General features: G+C 67.0%; 18 protein-coding genes. 16 read left to right on the forward strand and 2 right to left on the reverse strand.

The genetic code is table 11. The features are described from left to right. The first annotated feature begins 2 nt into the window (after positions 1-2). The 10 genes from nrfD to HUA74_RS32505 are packed head-to-tail and all read left to right on the forward strand — an operon-like array spanning position 3 to position 8,971. Positions 3-1,403, forward strand: a complete 1,401-nt coding sequence (gene nrfD / locus HUA74_RS32460; RefSeq protein WP_141646857.1) for an NrfD/PsrC family molybdoenzyme membrane anchor subunit — start codon at positions 3-5, stop codon at positions 1,401-1,403. 4 nt (positions 1,404-1,407) lie between these two features. After that, complete coding sequence (locus HUA74_RS32465) at positions 1,408-1,953, forward strand: DUF3341 domain-containing protein (RefSeq protein ID WP_141646858.1); 546 nt, start codon at positions 1,408-1,410, stop codon at positions 1,951-1,953. After that, on the forward strand, positions 1,950-2,543 hold the full coding sequence (locus HUA74_RS32470) for a cytochrome c (RefSeq protein WP_141646859.1): 594 nt from the start codon (positions 1,950-1,952) through the stop codon (positions 2,541-2,543). Before HUA74_RS32465 ends, HUA74_RS32470 begins: the two co-directional genes overlap by 4 nt. Beyond that, entirely contained in the window at positions 2,540-3,775 is a 1,236-nt protein-coding gene (locus tag HUA74_RS32475; RefSeq protein ID WP_141646860.1) for a hypothetical protein, read from the forward strand. The genes HUA74_RS32470 and HUA74_RS32475 overlap by 4 nt, the downstream gene beginning before the upstream one ends. Further along, positions 3,772-4,233, forward strand: a complete 462-nt coding sequence (locus HUA74_RS32480; RefSeq protein WP_141646861.1) for a hypothetical protein — start codon at positions 3,772-3,774, stop codon at positions 4,231-4,233. Before HUA74_RS32475 ends, HUA74_RS32480 begins: the two co-directional genes overlap by 4 nt. Before the next feature lie 35 nt (positions 4,234-4,268). Further along, entirely contained in the window at positions 4,269-5,150 is an 882-nt protein-coding gene (locus HUA74_RS32485) for an SCO family protein (protein ID WP_141646862.1), read from the forward strand. Further along, entirely contained in the window at positions 5,147-6,193 is a 1,047-nt protein-coding gene (gene coxB / locus HUA74_RS32490; RefSeq protein WP_141646863.1) for a cytochrome c oxidase subunit II, read from the forward strand. Before HUA74_RS32485 ends, coxB begins: the two co-directional genes overlap by 4 nt. Then, positions 6,177-7,844 carry a cbb3-type cytochrome c oxidase subunit I gene (locus HUA74_RS32495; protein WP_141646864.1) on the forward strand — a complete coding sequence of 556 codons (1,668 nt, stop codon included), beginning with the start codon at positions 6,177-6,179 and terminating at the stop codon, positions 7,842-7,844. The genes coxB and HUA74_RS32495 overlap by 17 nt, the downstream gene beginning before the upstream one ends. Beyond that, a complete protein-coding gene (locus tag HUA74_RS32500) occupies positions 7,834-8,499 on the forward strand; it encodes a cytochrome c oxidase subunit 3 family protein (RefSeq protein ID WP_141646865.1) in 666 nt (221 codons plus the stop codon). The genes HUA74_RS32495 and HUA74_RS32500 overlap by 11 nt, the downstream gene beginning before the upstream one ends. A 13-nt stretch (positions 8,500-8,512) precedes the next feature. Further along, complete coding sequence (locus HUA74_RS32505) at positions 8,513-8,971, forward strand: cytochrome C oxidase subunit IV family protein (RefSeq protein ID WP_141646866.1); 459 nt, start codon at positions 8,513-8,515, stop codon at positions 8,969-8,971. 84 nt (positions 8,972-9,055) lie between these two features. Here the strand turns inward: HUA74_RS32505 and HUA74_RS32510 are convergent, their stop codons facing one another. Then, complete coding sequence (locus HUA74_RS32510) at positions 9,056-10,060, reverse strand: DUF481 domain-containing protein (protein ID WP_174457630.1); 1,005 nt, start codon at positions 10,058-10,060, stop codon at positions 9,056-9,058. Between the two features lie 185 nt (positions 10,061-10,245). Here HUA74_RS32510 and HUA74_RS32515 point away from each other — a divergent pair, with 185 nt between their 5' ends. The 6 genes from HUA74_RS32515 to HUA74_RS32540 all read left to right on the forward strand — a co-directional run bounded on the left by HUA74_RS32515 (position 10,246) and on the right by HUA74_RS32540 (position 16,760). Continuing rightward, a complete protein-coding gene (locus HUA74_RS32515) occupies positions 10,246-10,911 on the forward strand; it encodes a hypothetical protein (protein WP_174457631.1) in 666 nt (221 codons plus the stop codon). Between the two features lie 51 nt (positions 10,912-10,962). Then, on the forward strand, positions 10,963-11,919 hold the full coding sequence (locus HUA74_RS32520) for a GNAT family N-acetyltransferase (protein ID WP_174457632.1): 957 nt from the start codon (positions 10,963-10,965) through the stop codon (positions 11,917-11,919). A gap of 20 nt (positions 11,920-11,939) precedes the next feature. Further along, the gene (locus HUA74_RS32525) at positions 11,940-13,088 is read left to right on the forward strand and encodes a hypothetical protein (protein ID WP_174457633.1); all 1,149 of its coding nucleotides are present in this window, start codon (positions 11,940-11,942) and stop codon (positions 13,086-13,088) included. 20 nt (positions 13,089-13,108) lie between these two features. After that, positions 13,109-13,456, forward strand: coding sequence for a YkgJ family cysteine cluster protein (locus HUA74_RS32530; protein ID WP_174457634.1), 348 nt, complete (start codon positions 13,109-13,111; stop codon positions 13,454-13,456). A gap of 53 nt (positions 13,457-13,509) precedes the next feature. Next, on the forward strand, positions 13,510-14,478 hold the full coding sequence (locus HUA74_RS32535; RefSeq protein WP_174457635.1) for a hydrolase: 969 nt from the start codon (positions 13,510-13,512) through the stop codon (positions 14,476-14,478). A 155-nt stretch (positions 14,479-14,633) separates the two neighbouring features. Next, on the forward strand, positions 14,634-16,760 hold the full coding sequence (locus HUA74_RS32540; protein WP_174457636.1) for a Bd3614 family nucleic acid deaminase: 2,127 nt from the start codon (positions 14,634-14,636) through the stop codon (positions 16,758-16,760). Positions 16,761-16,788: 28 nt separating this feature from the next. Here the strand turns inward: HUA74_RS32540 and HUA74_RS32545 are convergent, their stop codons facing one another. Next, positions 16,789-17,403, reverse strand: coding sequence for a hypothetical protein (locus HUA74_RS32545; protein ID WP_141646873.1), 615 nt, complete (start codon positions 17,401-17,403; stop codon positions 16,789-16,791). Positions 17,404-17,942: the final 539 nt, after the last annotated feature.

The following is a 17,942-nucleotide window of genomic DNA, read 5'->3' on the forward strand; positions in this document are numbered from 1 at the left end:
TCATGGCCGAGACCGCCGCCACCCCGCTCGATCCGCTTGAGCCCCGGGACCTCATCCCGCCGCACCACGACGACAAGTCCCTCAACGAGACGCTGCTGGACCATGTCTGGCGCAAGCCGGGCAAGGGCTGGTTCATGCTCTTCGGCCTGACGCTCAGCGCGCTGGGTCTGCTCGTCGTCGGCGTCACCTACACGCTCGCTCGAGGCATCGGCGTGTGGGGCAACAACCAGCCGGTCGGCTGGGCGTTCGACATCATCAACTTCGTCTGGTGGGTCGGTATCGGCCACGCCGGAACGCTCATCTCCGCCATCCTCCTGCTCTTCCAGCAGAAGTGGCGCACGAGCATCAACCGCTTCGCGGAAGCCATGACGCTGTTCGCCGTCATGTGCGCCGGTCTGTTCCCGCTGCTGCACACCGGCCGTCCCTGGTTCGCCTTCTGGCTGTTCCCCTACCCCAGCACCCTGGGCGCGTGGCCGCAGTTCCGCTCCCCGCTGGTGTGGGACGTGTTCGCCATCTCCACGTACCTCACGGTGTCCGCGCTGTTCTGGTTCGTGGGCCTCATCCCGGACCTGGCCGCGCTGCGTGACTCGTCCAAGACGAAGCTCCAGCGCACCATCTACGGCCTGTTCGCGCTCGGCTGGCGCGGCTCCGGTCGGCACTGGCACAACTACAAGATCGCCTACCTGCTCCTGGCCGGCCTCTCCACGCCGCTCGTCGTCTCGGTGCACACCATCGTTTCGTTCGACTTCGCGGTGTCCCTGCTGCCCGGCTGGCACGCGACCATCTTCCCGCCCTACTTCGTGGCTGGCGCCGTGTTCAGCGGCTTCGCGATGGTGATTACGCTCATCGTCCCGGCGCGAAAGTACCTGGGTCTGCGGGACGTGATTACGGACCGCCACCTGGAGAACATGAACAAGGTCATCCTCGCGACGGGCCTCATCGTGTCCTACGGGTACATGATGGAGCACTTCATCGCCTGGTACTCGCAGAACCAGTTCGAGTTCTGGACCTTCTACGTGAACCGCGCCACGGGCCCCTACGCCGGCGTGTACTGGCTGATGATCGCCTGCAACGTCATCACCCCGAACATCTTCTGGTTCAAGAAGTGCCGCACCAGCGTGCCCATCATGTGGGTGGCCTCCATCGCGGTGAACATCGGCATGTGGTGCGAGCGCTTCATCATCATCGTGACGTCGCTGAGCCAGGACTTCCTGCCGTCCTCGTGGGGCATCTACACCCCGACCTGGGTGGACTGGTGCATCTACATCGGCACGCTGGGCCTGTTCGGCACCCTGTTCCTCCTGTTCCTGAAGTTCGTGCCCGCGGTGGCCATCAGCGAAGTGAAGGAGCTGCAGTTGGAGCTCAAGCACGCCGCCCACCAGAAATCCCACGGAGCGCACTAGAGTCATGGAAGCCACTGTCCTCGATTCCTGGGTGCTGGCCGAGTTCGAGACGCCAGATGTCCTCGTGGATGCCACCCGTCAGATGCGGGAGAAGGGCTTCCAGGGGATGGACACCTACTCTCCGTACCCGCTGCACGGCGGCTCGGAGGCCCTGGGCCTGCCCCCCTCGAAGGTCCCCTTCATCGCGCTGTGCGGTGGGCTCACGGGCCTGACCACGGCGCTCGCCATGCAGACCTGGATGAACACGTACGACTACCCGCTGAACATCGGTGGTCGTCCGCTCCTGTCCCTGCCGGCGTGGGTGCCGATTACGTTCGAGCTGAGCGTGCTGTTCGCCGCGTTCGGCATCTTCTTCGGCCTCTTGGGGCTGAGCCGGCTGCCGCAGCCGTACCACCCCGTCTTCGAGTCCGACGCCTTCCGCACCGCGTCCACCCACGGCTTCTGGCTGAGCGTGCCGCATGCGACGGGCCAGGACGCCGCGGCCGTCATTGACCAGCTCAAGGCCCTGGGTGCCACCCAGGTGACCGTCGTCACGGGAGAGAAGGAATGAGGTGGCTCATCCCCGCCGCCGGACTCGTCGCCCTGTCGGGCTGCGACGTCCCCTCGGAGTTCCTCCAGCGCATGGAGCACCAGGCCAAGTACGAGTACTACGAGGCCTCTGATTTCTGGGCGGACGGCCGTGCCATGCGCACGCCCCCGGCCGGAACGGTGCCCCGCGAGCGCTTCGACAAGCTCCCGGAGCTCAAGGACCCCGTCGCCCGGCAGACGGCCCTCAGCGGCCGCGCCAACGGCCAGCCCGTGGCCACCATCCCCGTGACGGTGGACCAGGGCCTGCTGAGCTTGGGTCAGAAGAAGTACAACATCGTCTGCTCGCAGTGCCATGGCGTGCTCGGCGACGGCAACAGCGTGGTGGCGGAGAACATGGCCCTGCGCCTGCCGCCGTCCCTGCTGGAGCTGGAGAGCAAGGCGGCGGGCCACTTCTACACGGCCATCAACGAGGGCTACGGCGTGATGCCGTCCTTCTCTGGTGAGCTCGACGTGCGCGAGCGCTGGGCCGTGGTCGCCTACGTGCGAGCCCTTCAGGAAGCCCGCAACACCCGTACGGGCGGGCAGCAGCCCGTTCCGCAGGAGAACCGATGACCCCCGCAGCCGAAGCCTCAGCCCCCCTGGAGCGCTACACCGGCACGCCGAAGTTGATGGTGCCGGCGTTCGGCCTGGGCGCCCTGGGCCTCTTGGCCACCCTGGCCGGCTTCTTCGCCTCGAGCGATGCCTATGCCAAGGGTGCGGCCGCCCACAGCTACCTGCTCGCCTTCGTCTACTGGGTGGGCATCAGCGTGGCCTTCCTCATCATGGTGGCCATCTTCCACACGGCGAAGGCCAAGTGGCTCATCGTCCTGCGGCGCACCATGGAGACGGGCGCGTCCGCGGTCCCCGTCTTCATCCTGCTCATCATCCCCGTGATTCTCATGGCGGGCTACCTGTACCCCTGGTGGCCGGGCTCGCCGCTGCGCGCCGCCATCACCGGCCTGGAGTCCGAGCACCTGTCGCACAAGGAGCACGGCTACCTGAACTGGAAGTTCACGCTCGTCCGCCACGTCATCTACTTCGTGGTGTGGGCCTTCGCGGCGTGGAAGCTGCGCGGGCTGAGCCTGAAGCAGGACGCGGAAGGCGGGCTGGACCTCACGGTGCGCATGCGCCGCTTCTCCCCCGGAATCCTCCCCTTCCTGGCGCTGACCATCACCTTCGCGTCGTTTGACTGGCTGATGAGCCTCACGCCGCTGTGGCAGTCCACCATCTTCGGCGTCTACTACTTCGCGGGCAGCTTCCTGGCCGCCTTCTGCATCCTGACCATCGCCACCACCAACGCCCGGGGCAAGGACCTCTACGGCAACGTGGTGACGCCGGCCCACTTCCACAACCTGGGCAAGCTGATGCTGGCCTTCACGGCATTCTGGGCCTACATCGCCTTCTCCCAGTTCATGCTGGTGTGGATCGCCAACATCCCGGAAGAGGCGCCCTGGTACGGCCTGCGCATCTTCGGCGCGTGGAAGCCGATGTCCATCGCCCTGTTCTTCGGCCACTTCGTGCTGCCGTTCTTCGTGCTGCTGTCACGGAATCTGAAGCTGCAGCCCCGCAAGCTGTCGGTGGTGGCCGTCTACCTGCTGGCCATTCACGCGGTGGACCTGTACTGGCTCATCTGGCCGGCGCTGACGGGGACCAACGGCCCCACCTTCCACTGGACGCTCATCACCGCGTTCCTGGGTGTGGGTGGCATCGCGGTGGGCTTCGCGCTGATGAACGCGCGCAACAACTACACGATGCCGGTGAAGGACCCCTACATCGCGGAGTCCCTGAGGTACGTGCAGCCATGAAGAAGACCCAGGTTGAGCTCGAGTCGCGTGTCATCGTCGGCGCCCACGGTGTGGCCGCCGAGGAAGACCACATCGTGATGAGCAAGGTGGTGGGCATTGGCGCCGGCTCGCTCGTCATCTTCGCGGTGGGAATCGTCTGGGCGTACGCCATCCAGGTCCGCACCATGAAGGAGGCCCAGCCGGACGGTCCTCCTCCGCGTCCGGCGGCCATGGGGCAGTACGAGGTGGGTATCGTCAACCAGCGCCTGTTCGAGCAGGACTGGCACGCCGAGGAGAAGATTGGCGGCCAGCAGCAGGCCCTGCAGGCCGGCTGGGGCGACCAGCCGGGCGTCAAGGCGCACCCCAACCTGGACGAGGCGATGAAGACCGTCATCGCCAAGAGCCGCAACCCGCCCCCGGCGCCTCCCGCGCCCGCCCCGCCGCCGGCTCCGGAGCCCACTCCGGCGCCGCGGCAGTAGCTTCCCTCACCTGCCTCGCGTAAGAGCCGTCCGCGATGATGTCCATCCTCTCCTACATCTCCCCGTGTGCCCCGCGCCGGGGGATGCTCGCCGTCGTGGCGCTGCTCGTCGCCACGGCGCTCCCGGCCTCCGCGATGCCGGGTGGGGGCAAGACGCCCCGCGCCATCGTTGAAGCACAGCAGGACGCGCCCCCGCAGCTCAAGGGTGTGGACGTGGAGGAGCACCTGGGTGAACCGGTGCCCCTGACGACCCGCTTCATCGACGTGAACGGCCAGGACGTGACGCTGGGCTCGGTGTTGCCCAAGACACTCCCCACCCTGTTGACGCTCGTCTATTACAACTGCCCCATGCTCTGTAACCTGGTGCTCAACGCCCAGGTGAAGTCCATGCGGGAGCTGGGGCTGGAGCTGGGCCGCGACTACGAAGCGGTCACCATCAGCGTCGACCCCGAAGACACCCCGGCGATGAGCAACGAGCGCCGGCGCAAGCACCTTCAGTCCATGGGGAAGCCGGAGAGCGCGCCCTGGCACTTCCTCACGGGCACCGACGAGCAGATCCACCGCATCGCCGACGCGGTGGGCTTCAAGTACACGTATGACGCGAGCACGAAGCAGTACGCCCACCCCGCGGTGGTGATGGTGCTCACGCCGGAGGGGAGCATCTCCCGGTATCTGTACGGGACGGACTTCCCCGCCAAGGACATGAAGCTGGCGTTGCTGGAGGCGGCCGGTGGCCGCGTCGGAACCAGCTTCGACCGCGTGGTGATGTCCTGCTTCAAGTATGACACCGCGACCCGGCGGTATGGCTTCTACATCTTCGGGTTCATCCGCCTGGGCGGCATGGCTGTCTTCCTCGCCCTGGCGACGATGCTGATCTATTTCTGGAGGCGCGAGCTGAAGAAAGGCGCGGCGGCATGAGCGAGCTTCTCAACAACCTTCTGTTCCTCCCGGAGAGCGCGTCCACGTTCGCGGAACGGGTCGACCTGCTGCACCACTTCGTCGTGGGAACGACGATGGTGATGTCGGCTGGCGTTGGCCTCGCGGCGCTGTTCATGTTCTTCCGGTACCGCCGGCGGATTCCCGACCAGGCAACCGAGTACGTCGTCCCCACGCTGAAGACGGAGTTCCTCTTCGTCTCCGTCCCGCTGGTGTTCTTCCTGGCCTGGTTCGGTATCGGCTTCAGGGACTTCACCTGGGTCACCACGCCGCCCAAGGACGCGATGGACGTCTACGTCATGGGCAAGCAGTGGATGTGGAAGTTCGCCTACCCGGAGGGCCCCAACGGCGTGAACGTCCTTCACGTCCCGGCCAACCGTCCGGTGCGACTGCTCATCACTTCCCGGGACGTGCTGCACTCGTTCTACGTGCCGGCCTTCCGCATCAAGATGGATGCGCTGCCGGGTCGCTACACGCAGATCTGGTTCGAGGCGACCAAGCCCGGCACGTACCAGGTGCTCTGCACCGAGTACTGCGGCCTGTCGCACTCGAAGATGCTCGCGGAGGTCGTGGTCCTCCCCCAGGAGGAGTACGACGTCTGGATCAAGGACCAGCGCCGCGGCCGGTTGCAGGACCGCCAGGACGCGCTCGCGGACACCTCGCTGGTGCCGCCGGTGGCGCGCATGGTGGACCAGGGCCAGGTGCTGGCCGGGACGCAGGGTTGCCTGAAGTGCCACTCGGTGGATGGCTCGGCGCACATCGGCCCCACCTTCGTTGGCATGTATGACCGCGTGGAGAAGCTGGATGACGGCCAGACCATCCGCGTGGACGAGGCCTACATCACCCAGTCGATGATGGACCCTGGAGCCCACCTGGTGTCGGGCTACCAGAATGTGATGCCGACGTATCAGGGCAAGCTGCAGGGCCCCGAGACGGCCGCCATCGTCGAGTACATCAAGTCGCTTCGCACTCCGAACGTCCGCGAGGGCGCCTCCGAGGGACCCGCCTATGACCCCATCCAGTAGCCTCGATACGGCGGGGGCCGCCCCGCACGACGAGCACCACGACGACCACCCGAGCTATCTGGTGGATGGCACCACCATCAAGAGCTGGCTCTTGACGGTGGACCACAAGCGCATCGGCGTGATGTTCCTGTTCTTCATCCTGCTGTTCTTCCTCGTGGGCGGCATCTTCGCGATGCTCCTCCGGGTGGAGCTGCTGACGCCGGGTCCGACCATCATGGACGCGATGACGTACAACCGTACGTTCACGCTCCATGGCCTGGTGATGATCTTCCTGTTCATGATTCCGGCGATTCCGGCCGTCTTCGGCAACTTCATGTTGCCGCTGATGCTGGGCGCCAAGGACGTGGCCTTCCCCCGGCTGAACCTCGCGTCGTTCTACATCTACCTGACGGGCGCCGTGTTCATGCTCTGGGGCATGCTCAACGGCGGCCTGGACACGGGCTGGACGTTCTACACCCCGTACAGCACGCACACGACGACGACGGTGGCGCCGGTGATGTTCGGCGCGTTCATCATCGGCTTCAGCTCCATCGCCACGGGCATCAACTTCATCGTCACCTGCCACACGATGCGCGCGCCCGGCATCACCTGGTTCAAGATGCCCCTGTTCGTCTGGGCCATCTACGCCACCAGCTGCATCCAGGTGCTCGCGACGCCGGTCATCGGTCTGTTGACGGTGCTGGTCGCGGTGGAGAACCTGTTCAGCTTCGGCATGTTCGACCCGGCGCGCGGCGGCGACCCGGTGCTCTTCCAGCACCTGTTCTGGTTCTACAGCCACCCGGCCGTGTACATCATGGTGCTGCCCGCGTTCGGCGTGATGAGCGAGATTGTCAGCACGTACAGCCGCAAGAACATCTTCGGCTACCGCGCGGTGGCGTACTCCAGCCTCGGCATCGCCTTCGTCGGCTTCTTCGCCTGGGGCCACCACATGTTCGTGTCCGGTCAGTCGACCTTCGACGCGGGCGTGTTCGGCGTGCTCACCATGCTGGTGGGCGTGTTCACCGCCATCAAGGTCTTCAACTGGGTGGGCACCGTCTACAAGGGCGCCGTCGACTTCAAGACGCCGTTCGCCTACTTCTGCGGCTTCCTGTTCTTCACCGTGTTCGGTGGCATGACGGGCATCGCGCTGGGCACGGTGTCGCTGGACGTCCCGTGGCACGACACCTACTTCGTCGTCGCCCACTTCCACTTCATCATGGTGGGAGCGACCATCATGGCCTTCCTGGCCTCCCTCCACTACTGGTTCCCGAAGATGTTCGGGAAGACGTACCACGAGGGATGGGGCCTGGTGTCCGCGGCGCTCATCATCCTGGGCTTCAACGCGACGTTCATCCCCCAGTTCCTGGTGGGCAACAACGGCATGCCGCGCCGGTACTATGACTACCCGGAGCGCTTCCAGGCCCTGAACGTGGCCTCCACCGCGGGCGCGTCGCTGCTCGCCTTCGGCTTCATCATCATCGCGTGCTACCTGACGTACGCGCTGGTGTTCGGCGAGGCCTCTGGCAAGAACCCGTGGCGCAGCAAGGGCTACGAGTGGGTGAGCGAGTCGCCTCCGCCGACGCACAACTTCGTGGGCCCGCAGGTGACCTTCCCCGAGGAGCCCCACTTCTACGTCGACCCGAAGAAGGCCGAGGTTCCCGATGCAGTCTAGCGCCCACACCGCCGACGGCACGGCCAACGTGCCGCGCCTGGCGGAACACTTCGCGTCGCTCGAGGTGCAGAACCATGCCGCCCGTCTGGGCATGTGGCTGTTCCTGGCGACGGAAATCCTGCTCTTCGCCGGCCTGTTCGTCTGCTACGGCTGCTACCGCTTCCTCTTCCCGGAAGCGTGGGCGGCGGGCAGCCGCAGCCTGGACCTGACGATGGGCACGGTGAACACCATCGTCCTCATCACCTCCTCGCTGACCGCGGCGCTCGCGGTGCACTACGCGAAGGAGGGGAAGAACAAGATGGTGGGCGTGATGTTCGCGCTGACCCTCGTGATGGCGGTGGGCTTCCTCGTCATCAAGTACTTCGAGTACGCGCACAAGTTCCACATCGGGACGCTGCCGGGCCGGTACTACTTCTACGAGGGGATGCAGATGCCCGGCATCACCCTCTACTTCACGGTCTACTTCTGCTCGACGGCGCTGCACGCGCTGCACGTCATCATCGGCATGACGGTGCTGGCGGTGGCGATGGTCCGGGCGTTCAAGAAGAAGGACTTCGGCCCCAACAACTACACGATGGTCGAGCTGGGCAGCATGTACTGGCACCTCGTCGACCTGGTGTGGATCTTCCTGTTCCCCATGCTGTACCTGGTCTGAGGGCGACACCACCATGGCCATCGCCAACGAATCCCATCAGGAAGAGAAGAACATGCACGCGCACCACGGAGCGGGCCGCTACTGGCTCATCTGGGGTGTCCTGCTGGTGTTGACCGTCGTCACCGTCGTCACCGGCCGCATGCACCTGCCGTCCTTCGGCCTGCTGCTCGCGCTCGTCATCGCCACGGTGAAGGGCACGCTCGTCACGCTGTACTTCATGCACCTGGCCGAGCACCGGGGCGCCAACCGCATCGTCTTTGGCGTCTCCATCGTCTTCGTGGTGCTGATGCTCATCATCCCGCTCGCGGACTTCGGCACCCGCTTCCGTGGCGCCAACCCGCCCGGCTCGCAGTACAGCGACCTGCAGCCCCCCGATATCGGCACGGGCGCGCAGCGCGGCCGGTTCGGCGGTGGGCTGAGGCCGCACCAGACGAAGGACACGCCCGAGACTCCGGAACCCGGGCACCACTGATATCCCGGGGCCTTTCAAAAGGCCCCTGCTTCAACCGCGCGGCGCCGAGGGAGACTTCCCCGGCGCCGCGTTGCTTTTGTCCGGTTACAGCGCCACTTCCAGGTTGAAGGCCAGCGCGGTGTCCGTGGACACCTTGCCTTCGGGCGGCTTGCTGTCGTGCTTCACCATGAAGCTGACGCCCAGGGACAGCGACTCGGTCAGGCCCACGGAGAGCTGCGTCTGGCTGTTGGCCAGCACGCGGGAGTCACCGATGACGCTCAGCAGCACCTCGGCGTCCTCCTTCAGGAGGACTTCCTTGGTGATGCCGTAGCGGAAGGCCACGCCGAAGCGCGGGCCGCCCAGGTCCACGTCCGGCAGGTCCATCCGCGACGGGTAGTACTGGAAGCGCGTCTCGCGCGCGTAGCGGAAGGCGAGGTCCGTGCGCAGGTAGGACTCGCGCTCGTCCTTCGACTTCTCGTCCCACCAGAGGACGCCAAGACCGCCTTCGCCGGAGGTCCGCGACTCGACGCTGCCCACGTGGTCCGTCAGCGCGCCCGCCAGCAGGTAGCCGCTGAGCATCTTCGTGAAGCGCCGGTCCCCGCGCAGCTCCACGCCCGCGTTGAGGGCCACCAGCTGCGACTCCGCCTCCTCCCCCGACACCTCCGGCGGACGGCTGCGGCCATAGTTGCCGAAGGCCTTCACGCCATAAATCCAGTGCTCGGTGGTGCGCGACGCGCTGGCCAGACCGCTGAACGTCAGGGTGGAGGCGTTGCCCGTCAGGGAGATGAGGCCCAGGCCCACGACGATGTCCCACTCCTCCTTCTTCTTCGCGGCGGCCGCGGCTGCGGCGGCTGCATCAGCATCAGCCGGCTTCGCGGGCGTGGCGCCGGCGGCGATGCCAGCGGCGCGCTCGGCGGCCTCGGCGGCGCGGGCACTGGCCTCGGCGGCGCGCTCGGCGGCGGCGGCGGCGCGCTCGGCGGCGGCGGCGATGCGCTCCTCCGGCGTGGCGGCGACCGGGGCGGCCTGCGGGGCGGGCTCCTGGGCGGGAGCAGTCGGCGCGGGCGTCTGGGCCTGCAGGGACGTGGCAATCAAGAGGGCTGCGGAAAGCATCGGTTCTCCAAGGTCTTCGCGGTGCCGGCGGACAGAGTCCCGGAGAGCACCATGCGTCCTTTGCCGCCCCCGGGGCCGGCGCGGCTCCCTTCCTGCTTCAAACACGCAGCGTGCGGCAATGGTTGATTGTCGTGGTTGTGCTTAATTCCAGGGGGGGCCCGCTACACCCAGGAGATTCGCATTTCATGAGCACCGCCCGAGTCGCGCTGCTGTGCACGCTGCTTCTGCCCGCACTGGCCGCCGCCCAGCGCGTCACCGTCCCCGTGGACGTGGGCGTGGGGCCCGCCGCGTACATGTTCTTCGGGCCCGTCTTCGACGACCAGCCCATCCACACCGGTGTGAAGCTCTCCGTTGAGGCGGTGCTGGACAAGGACTGGCTGAAGAAGAACCAGCGCGCCATTCCCACGCGCTATCGCAAGTACGCGAAGAGCGTGGACGAGGTCCGCATCTCCCCGTCCATCTTCATCCCCGACTCGTTCATCATCTCCCCCAAGCTGAAGAACACCGGCATGTATGGCGTCACCTGGAAGCCCCTGGGACTGGGCCTGCCATTGAGCTCGGGGCCGGTGCGGTTCTCCGTGGGAGGCGGCCTCTTGCTGACGTATGCGTATCTGTACTCGGACACGCTGGCGAATACGCACTTCCTGCGGCCGGGCGCCGAGCTGGGCGTGGACCTGGAGCTGCAATTCTCCAAGAACTTCCTCATCAGCCTGGGCTGGGAGTCCGCGCTCTACGTTCCCCAGGCGCTGGGGAGCCTGGGCCTGCCGGACCGGGTGCGCGACGGCATCTTCCATGTGGGCCAGGCGTACCTCCAGCTCCACGTCCGATTCCCATACACCACGCACCTGTAAGCCTTCCGGGTGGATGCGCCGGACGCCTGGGTGGCGCTACGTTGGCGTGACATGCACCTGGCCCTCGCCACCGATGCGCAGAAAGCCGAACGGGACCGCGTCACCCACGCCGCCTGGGGCTCGCCGCTCTCCGTGGAGCAGTTCCACCAGCGAGAGCTGCGACTGCGCGCCCACCCCTGGTGTCGGGAGGGGATGCGCACCTGGCTGTGGCTCGACGACGCGGGCCAGGTGCTGGCCTCGTGCGAGACGTTCCACACGGACAGCTACCTGCGAGGCCTCGACGGCGTGGCCACGCGTGGCGTCAGCCAGGCCATCGCCAGCGTCTTCACCGAGTCCGCGCTGCGGGGCCACGGGCATGCGACGCGGTTGATGGACGAGGTCGCCGCCCGACTGGAGCACGAGTCTCCCAACCACCACGCCGCCCTCCTCTTCTCCGACGTGGGCCCCGCGCTCTACCGCCGCTCCGGCTATCTCGAGGCACCCGCGTGGGACTGGCAGCTGTCCGCAGTCGGCGGCCTGTCCACGCACGCGGTGGACGCGCTCCTGTGTGACGGCGACGTGCCCGGAGTCGTGGCGAGGACCCAGCGTCCGGACGTGCCCTTCCTCCTCTGGCCGAGCGCCGCGCAGATGGACTGGCATCTGGAGCGGGAGCGCATCTACTCGGAGCTCCTGCACCGGCCCCGCCCGGAGGCGTGCGGCGCGATGGTGGGCAACTCCTCCGCGCTGTGGGCGATGATGGCCCGGTATGGCGAGCTGGTGGTGCTGCTGCTCGACGCGGAGTCGGTGAAGGACGCCGTCGCCCTGCTGGAAGCCGCGCGAGGCGTGGCCCACCGGGCGGGACTGGCTCGCGTGGTCATCTGGGAGGAGCCCGCCACCCTGCCCTGGGTGGCGCGGGTGCCCGGCGCCCTCCGCGTGGCGCGAGATGGCTCGCTCCCCATGATGCGGCCCCTGCGTCCTGGCCTGCCACCCGCCGAGCGCGTGGCGTTCTCCCGCGCGCTCTGGGTGTGACGCCCGGATAGGATGCGCGCATGGCCAAGCGCACGCGCATCATCGAGGGCACCTGGAACTGCACGTCGTGCGACGCCAAGGACATCCTGGCCCGGCACAAGCGCTGCCCGACCTGCAACAACCCCCGCGAGCTGTCGGGCGACGAGTCGGACTTCGACTTCGGCGACGTGGACGCGCAGAGCGGCAAGTCCCTTCGCGAAGGGGTGACGGACGACAAGGCGCTGGAGCTGGCGGGCGCGGGCGAGGACTGGTTCTGCGCCTTCTGTGGCGCCGCGAATCGAGGGGACCAGCCCCGGTGCAAGCACTGCGGCGCGGAGCGCTCGGCGGACGCGAAGGCCGCGCCGCTCCAGGCGTTCGACACGCCCGAGAGGAAGCCTCCCGCCGCGCCACCGCCGGAGACGAAGCCGCGCTTCACGAAGAAGTGGCTGTGGCTGGGCGTGCTGTTCTCGTGCTGCTTCAGCTCGGGCCTGTACGCCATGTGGGCCCGGACCCCGCACGACTTCCCCGGGGAAATCACCGGCACGTCGTGGAAGGTCGCCGTGACGCAGGAGCGCTTCACCGCCGTGCAGAAAACAGGCTGGGCGGATGAGCTGCGGCGGAGCAGCGCGCGGATGCCCGTCAACGGCGCGGGTGAGGTGGCGGGCGTGGACAACGTGCGGGACTGCGTGGAGCGTCAGCGAGGCACTCGAAAGGTGGCGGACGGAACAGAGCGGGTGTGCCGCTCCAAGACGCGCCGGGTGGCGTGTGGTACCGAGGAGAAGTGCCGCCGCCGGGACAAGGGCAACGGCTTCGTCGAAGAGGTCTGCGAGGACATCACGAAGTACTGCAACGAGCGCTACGAGGACTGTCAGAACGAGACGCGCTACCGCAACGAGCCCGTCTACGCGCGCCAGTGCGCGTATGACACGTATGAGTGGAAGCCCGTGGACCGCCGCGAGGCGACGGGGCAGGACGGCAACCCCGCGTGGCCCACGCTCCAGCCAGGCGCCACGGACCGACAGCACCGCTCGGAGGAGTACACCGTGCACATCCGCTACGAGGATGACGGCGTGAAGGAGACCGTGCTCATGCCGAAGACGGAGCGGGATTTCCTGAGGTGGAAGAAGGGCCAGGGTGTCGTCGTCACGGTGACGAACTCGGGGGATTTGAAGCAGGTCGTCCCACGCTGAGTCACGGAAGGACCTCCCTCATGGAATGCACCCGTTGTGGCGCCTGCTGCGTGGCTCCGGACATCGCCGCGCTCGACAAGCCGCTGGGGCTGCGCTGTCCGCACCTCACCCAGGACAACCTCTGCTCCATGTACGAGAACCGGCCGAGAATCTGCCGCGACTACCAGGCAGATGAGGTCTGCCAGGTCATCGAGGCCCCCACGCTGGAGGAGCGCGTGGGCAAGTACCTGGCCCTCTTCGACCTCACGGACGAGGCGAAGGCCGTGAAGGCGCGGGGCTGTGCGTCCATGAAGCGGGCCCGACTCCAGTCGCCGCCAGCGGGGCCCGAGTCACCCACCCAAGCGCCCGGTGGAGAACGACCCCGCTGACGGGCCGACACGGACCCTTGTCCCCGTCCCCCTCAGGGGGCTATCCCGGAGTCGTGAACTTCCAGCCGACCGAGCCCTTCGTCGCCGCACCGGGCCTGACGAACGAGCATGCGCAGACCATCTACGCGAACCTCGTGCGTCCCCGTCATGTCCCTCCGCTGAGGCGGGAGCGGCGCGAACTGCCCGACGGGGACTTCGTCGACCTGGACACCTTCGACGGCCCCGCCGGCGCGCCGCACGTGGTGGCGCTGCACGGCCTGGAGAGCTCGTCCCGGGCCGGCTACATCACCGCCATCCTCCGGGGCGCCGCGGAGCGAGGCTGGGGCGCCACCGCGCTCAACTTCCGCTCGTGCAGCGGTGAGCCCAATCGGCTCGCGCGCACGTACCACTCGGGCCACATCGACGACGCGCTCGGCCTCTTGCGCGACTTGGGCGAGCGCGCCACCGGGCCGCTGTTCGCCGTGGGCTTCTCCCTGGGTGCCAACGTGCTGTGCCGGCTCCTGGAGGACCAGGGCGAGGACGCACCCGTGAAGGCCGCGGCTTCCGTCAGCGCGCCGTATGATTTGGACGCTTGTTGCAAGAAGCTGGATGGCCCCGGGCCCATCCACCTGGTGTACCGGGAGCGCTTCTTGCGGACGTTGAAGGGCAAGGCGCGCGCGAAGCTCAAGCGCTTCCCCAAGGCCTTCGACGGCCGCGCCATGGAAGCGGCGCGCACGGTGCGGGCGTTCGACCATGCCGTCACCGCGCCGCTGCACGGCTTTGACAGCGCCGAGCACTACTACGCCGAGTCCTCCGCGGGCCCGAAGCTGCACGCCATCCGCAAGCCCACGCTGCTCATCAGCGCCGCGGATGACCCGATGCTGGAGGCCCCCGTCATCCCGCCCAACGCGAAGGACAATCCGCGCTTGAGCGTGGTGTTGACCGAGCACGGCGGACACGTGGGCTTCGTCGCCGGCCGCGCGCACCGCCCCCGCTTCTGGGCCGAAGACCAGGTGCTGGAGTACTTCGCGACGTTCCGCTGAGCGCGTGCCGCCCTCGCGCCGCCCGCGACGTCCCGTCAGGACGCAGATGCGTCCTGACGGGACACGTGGCCCCCGCTCCAACAGTCGCCCACGCCCGCCGCTCATCCGCTGACCCGTCGGGGCCCTGGTATGGGCTTTGCTGCTCGCAAAGCTCCATGAGCCATCAAGCACTCGCCCACCGCATCGCGGAGCTGACCGGAATGGCTCGCTTCGCGTTTTGCGTCATCGACGGCCCTTTGACATACAAGCTCAAGAGGTATGACGCCCTGGTCTGCTACTCGACTGGAATCGAGGGCAACCTGCCCGTCCCTCCCATCGTCGCCCTGCAGATGGCCTTTCGAGGCGGACTCACCCGCATCCACGTGCCGTCAGGTTACAGGCAGACGCGCTGGGAGATGGGGACCTTGAAGTTCCTCAAGCGCGCGGCGGAGGAAGTCAAACTCCTCGAGGGAGATGTGACGCGTTATCTGCTCATTGCATTCCCCATGGCGGGGAGCGACTGGACCCTCATCAACTTCCTGAAGGCCGAGCCGCGCAAACTGTCCACGATGGAGAGGGCAGGCATCACGAACTACCAGCCCCTGGGGCGCTTCAGAGCTCCGGCTCCAGACAGCATCGTGGGCCCCTCGCTCAACCTTCGAAAGCCGGGCGCATGGGATGCGACCGCGATCCGCGCGCATCGCTTCTACATGATGCTGGCGTTCAGCCTCCTCCATCACCGCGGGGAGCTCCTCCAGGGCCTGTCCGGCTTCGCGCAAGAGGGCAAGGGCCAGAGCGTGGGCGCGGTCCTGGTGGATGGCACGGGAAAGATTCTCTCGTGGTCCGTCAACACCGCCTACGACAACGCCTGCTTTCATGCCGAGGTCAATCTGTTGCACGCCTACCTCGGGCGACACCAGCAACTCCCGGACGGGTTCGCGATCCTCTACACCACGCTCCAGCCCTGCCACATGTGTGCGGGGCTCATCGCGAGGTTGATTGAGCAGGGACATGAACTCCAGGTCGTCTATGGCGAACACGACACCCATTACTCGGGGGGGCGGACGGTGCTCGACGAGAAGAACGCCCAGCTCTATCTGAACTCGACAGAGAAGTATTCGGGTGGGAAACCCAAGGCCGTTCGACTGCCCAAATCATTCGCCCCGACTTCATCGCGCTACATGCCCGACGAGTTGGAGAAGAGCTTCAGCAAGGCCGGCGAGCAGGAGGTCCACTCACGGCTCGTCTATCTTTTGGGAAGAAAAGGCCAGGAGAAGATTGTCTTCGACGAGAAAGGGTACTACCCGGGCCCCGTTCTCATCGAGCAGGCCTGGGAGGCATTGAAGCTCAAGCTGCGCAAGTACCTCGACCGGGAGTTCGACGACACCGATCTCTTCGAAGTCCGCCAGAATCTGAGTCAGTTGTCCCGGTATCTGTCTCAATGGCTGACCCATATGGGCCTTCGTGAGCCTCAGCCCCAGCGCACGGTGACTTCGACCCGAAGCACGTCGAACTGGGACGAAGGCAAACTCCAACACTTCACCGCGCCCGCATTCCTGCACGCGACCAACCTGCGTGAGGACGACGCTGAAATGCTCCCGTTCGAGTTCCCGTCGCCCCCACCTCAGCCGAGCATCATCCCTTCACCGAGCGACCTCAACAACGGGCCCTTCTCCTTCCTCTCGGTCTTCCCCCAGCCTGCGCCGAGCCAGGGCATTCCGCGCTTCAGCTCCCGGCCGGAGCAAGAGGAGAAGAAAAAGGCCTCGGTCATCCTCGTCGACGTCACCAAGGACGAGGAGGAGGCCTTCCAGCCTCCGAGGGGGACTCCTCCTGTGTGGCAACCCTCGACCATCGTTATCGACCTCACCAAAGAGCTCTCTCCCGTCACCTCACATTCAGCGACGCCCACGAATCGGAAGCGGCCCCTGGAGGGCCTGAACGGCCCACCCAACATCTTCGGGAAGCAACCTTCCAAGCAACACACGACGAATCCGGTGGAGAAGAAGAGGAGGGTGGAGCACCCGGCGCCGCGGGCGCAGACAAACACTCAGCCCTCGTTTCCGCTCATGGATGGCGGGCAGCCCTACACCACCGTGGAGATGATGAGGGTGCATCTGACGCGCACCAAGCAGCGCACCGTGCGGCCTCCGGGCAAGGTTCCCAAGGCGCTCGTCTACCACGTTGGTAACTGCCCGAAGATGAGCCTGGTCCGCTACACCTTCCAGAGTGAAGAGGGCCTCATGGCCCTGCAGTATGGAGATGCCAGGGGCTTCAATGCCTGCCCCCACTGCCATCGGCAGTGAAGCAAGCCCCCGAGAACCGAAGCGCGGTTCAGCCGAAGGACAACAGGAAGCCCAGCTTCGCCGTGGGCCGCACGGTGCGCAGCATCCACGAGCGCTCTTCCCCAGGACCCACCGAGCCGCGAAGCGACTCGTCCAGGTCCTTCATGCTGGGACCGTACAGCTCCATGAAGCTGACGCCGCCGCGCAGGAAGAAGGTGATGCGCCCGGGCATGTTCAGCTCCAGCCCCACGAGCGCGCTGGCGTAGCTGTAGCCCACGCGCTCCATCGATGGCAGGGGCGGCAGGGACAGGTCCGCGAGCCTGCGCTCCAGACCCTGCACGTCCGCGGGCTGCGCATGACCGACGTCCAGCGTGAAGGCCGGCGAAAGCCTGCCGCGCATGGGAAGCAGCGTGAGCCCCGCGCGCGCGCCAGCACGGACGCCATTGTGCGTGGCCCCCAGGTGCAGCCGCACCGCGTGCGTGGGACGGAACGAGATGGACAGGCCCGCGCCCTCCGTCACGCCCGCATCCAGCATCAAACCAAAAGGCGCCAGCCGCTCGGGGTCCTGTGCCGCCCTCCGGCGCACCTCCACCCCATCCGCCGCCAGCGCCACGCGCGCCACGAGCACGAACAACAGCGCGGTCAACGTGGACAGCATCCCCATGCGTCGAGTCCCCACCCCAGCCCGCCGCGACGCTCCGCGGTCCCCGTCATCGCCAACCAACACCCACCGGACAGCTCCGGCGGCCCCTTGCCCTCCCAGGTGACGTCCCCCTGGCACCACCCTGCCCCGCCCTCCACCGCGCGACGACGCCTTCGCGCGTGCCACCCCGTCGTGGCCCCCATCCCCGAGGTGAATCAGGCTCCGGTGGAAACCCCCGCTTCCACCAGAGCCCGGCTCGCCCTTCCCGCCGCCCGTCCCCCATCCACCTGCGCCACCGCTCGCGAGTCCCGAAGCCCCGCCGCGCCTGTCGCAACCACGCCCCCTCACCGGCCCCCGTCCTGCTCCGACCCACTGACGAGCCTTGCCTCCCCACTCCAGGCACCGACTTGTCCCCGCCCGACCCCTTGCACGACGCGTCCCCGCCCCCATCGCCCCCCACCGGACCGCGTCTTCCCCCGCTGCCTGAACCCATAGCATTCGCCGTGCCGACGCCTGCGGGGCGCTCGAAGCCAGTGAGTACGCGCGGTTGCGGGGAGGCC

The sequence above is a fragment of the Myxococcus sp. CA051A genome (assembly GCF_013336705.1).
GTDB lineage: Bacteria > Myxococcota > Myxococcia > Myxococcales > Myxococcaceae > Myxococcus > Myxococcus llanfairpwllgwyngyllgogerychwyrndrobwllllantysiliogogogochensis.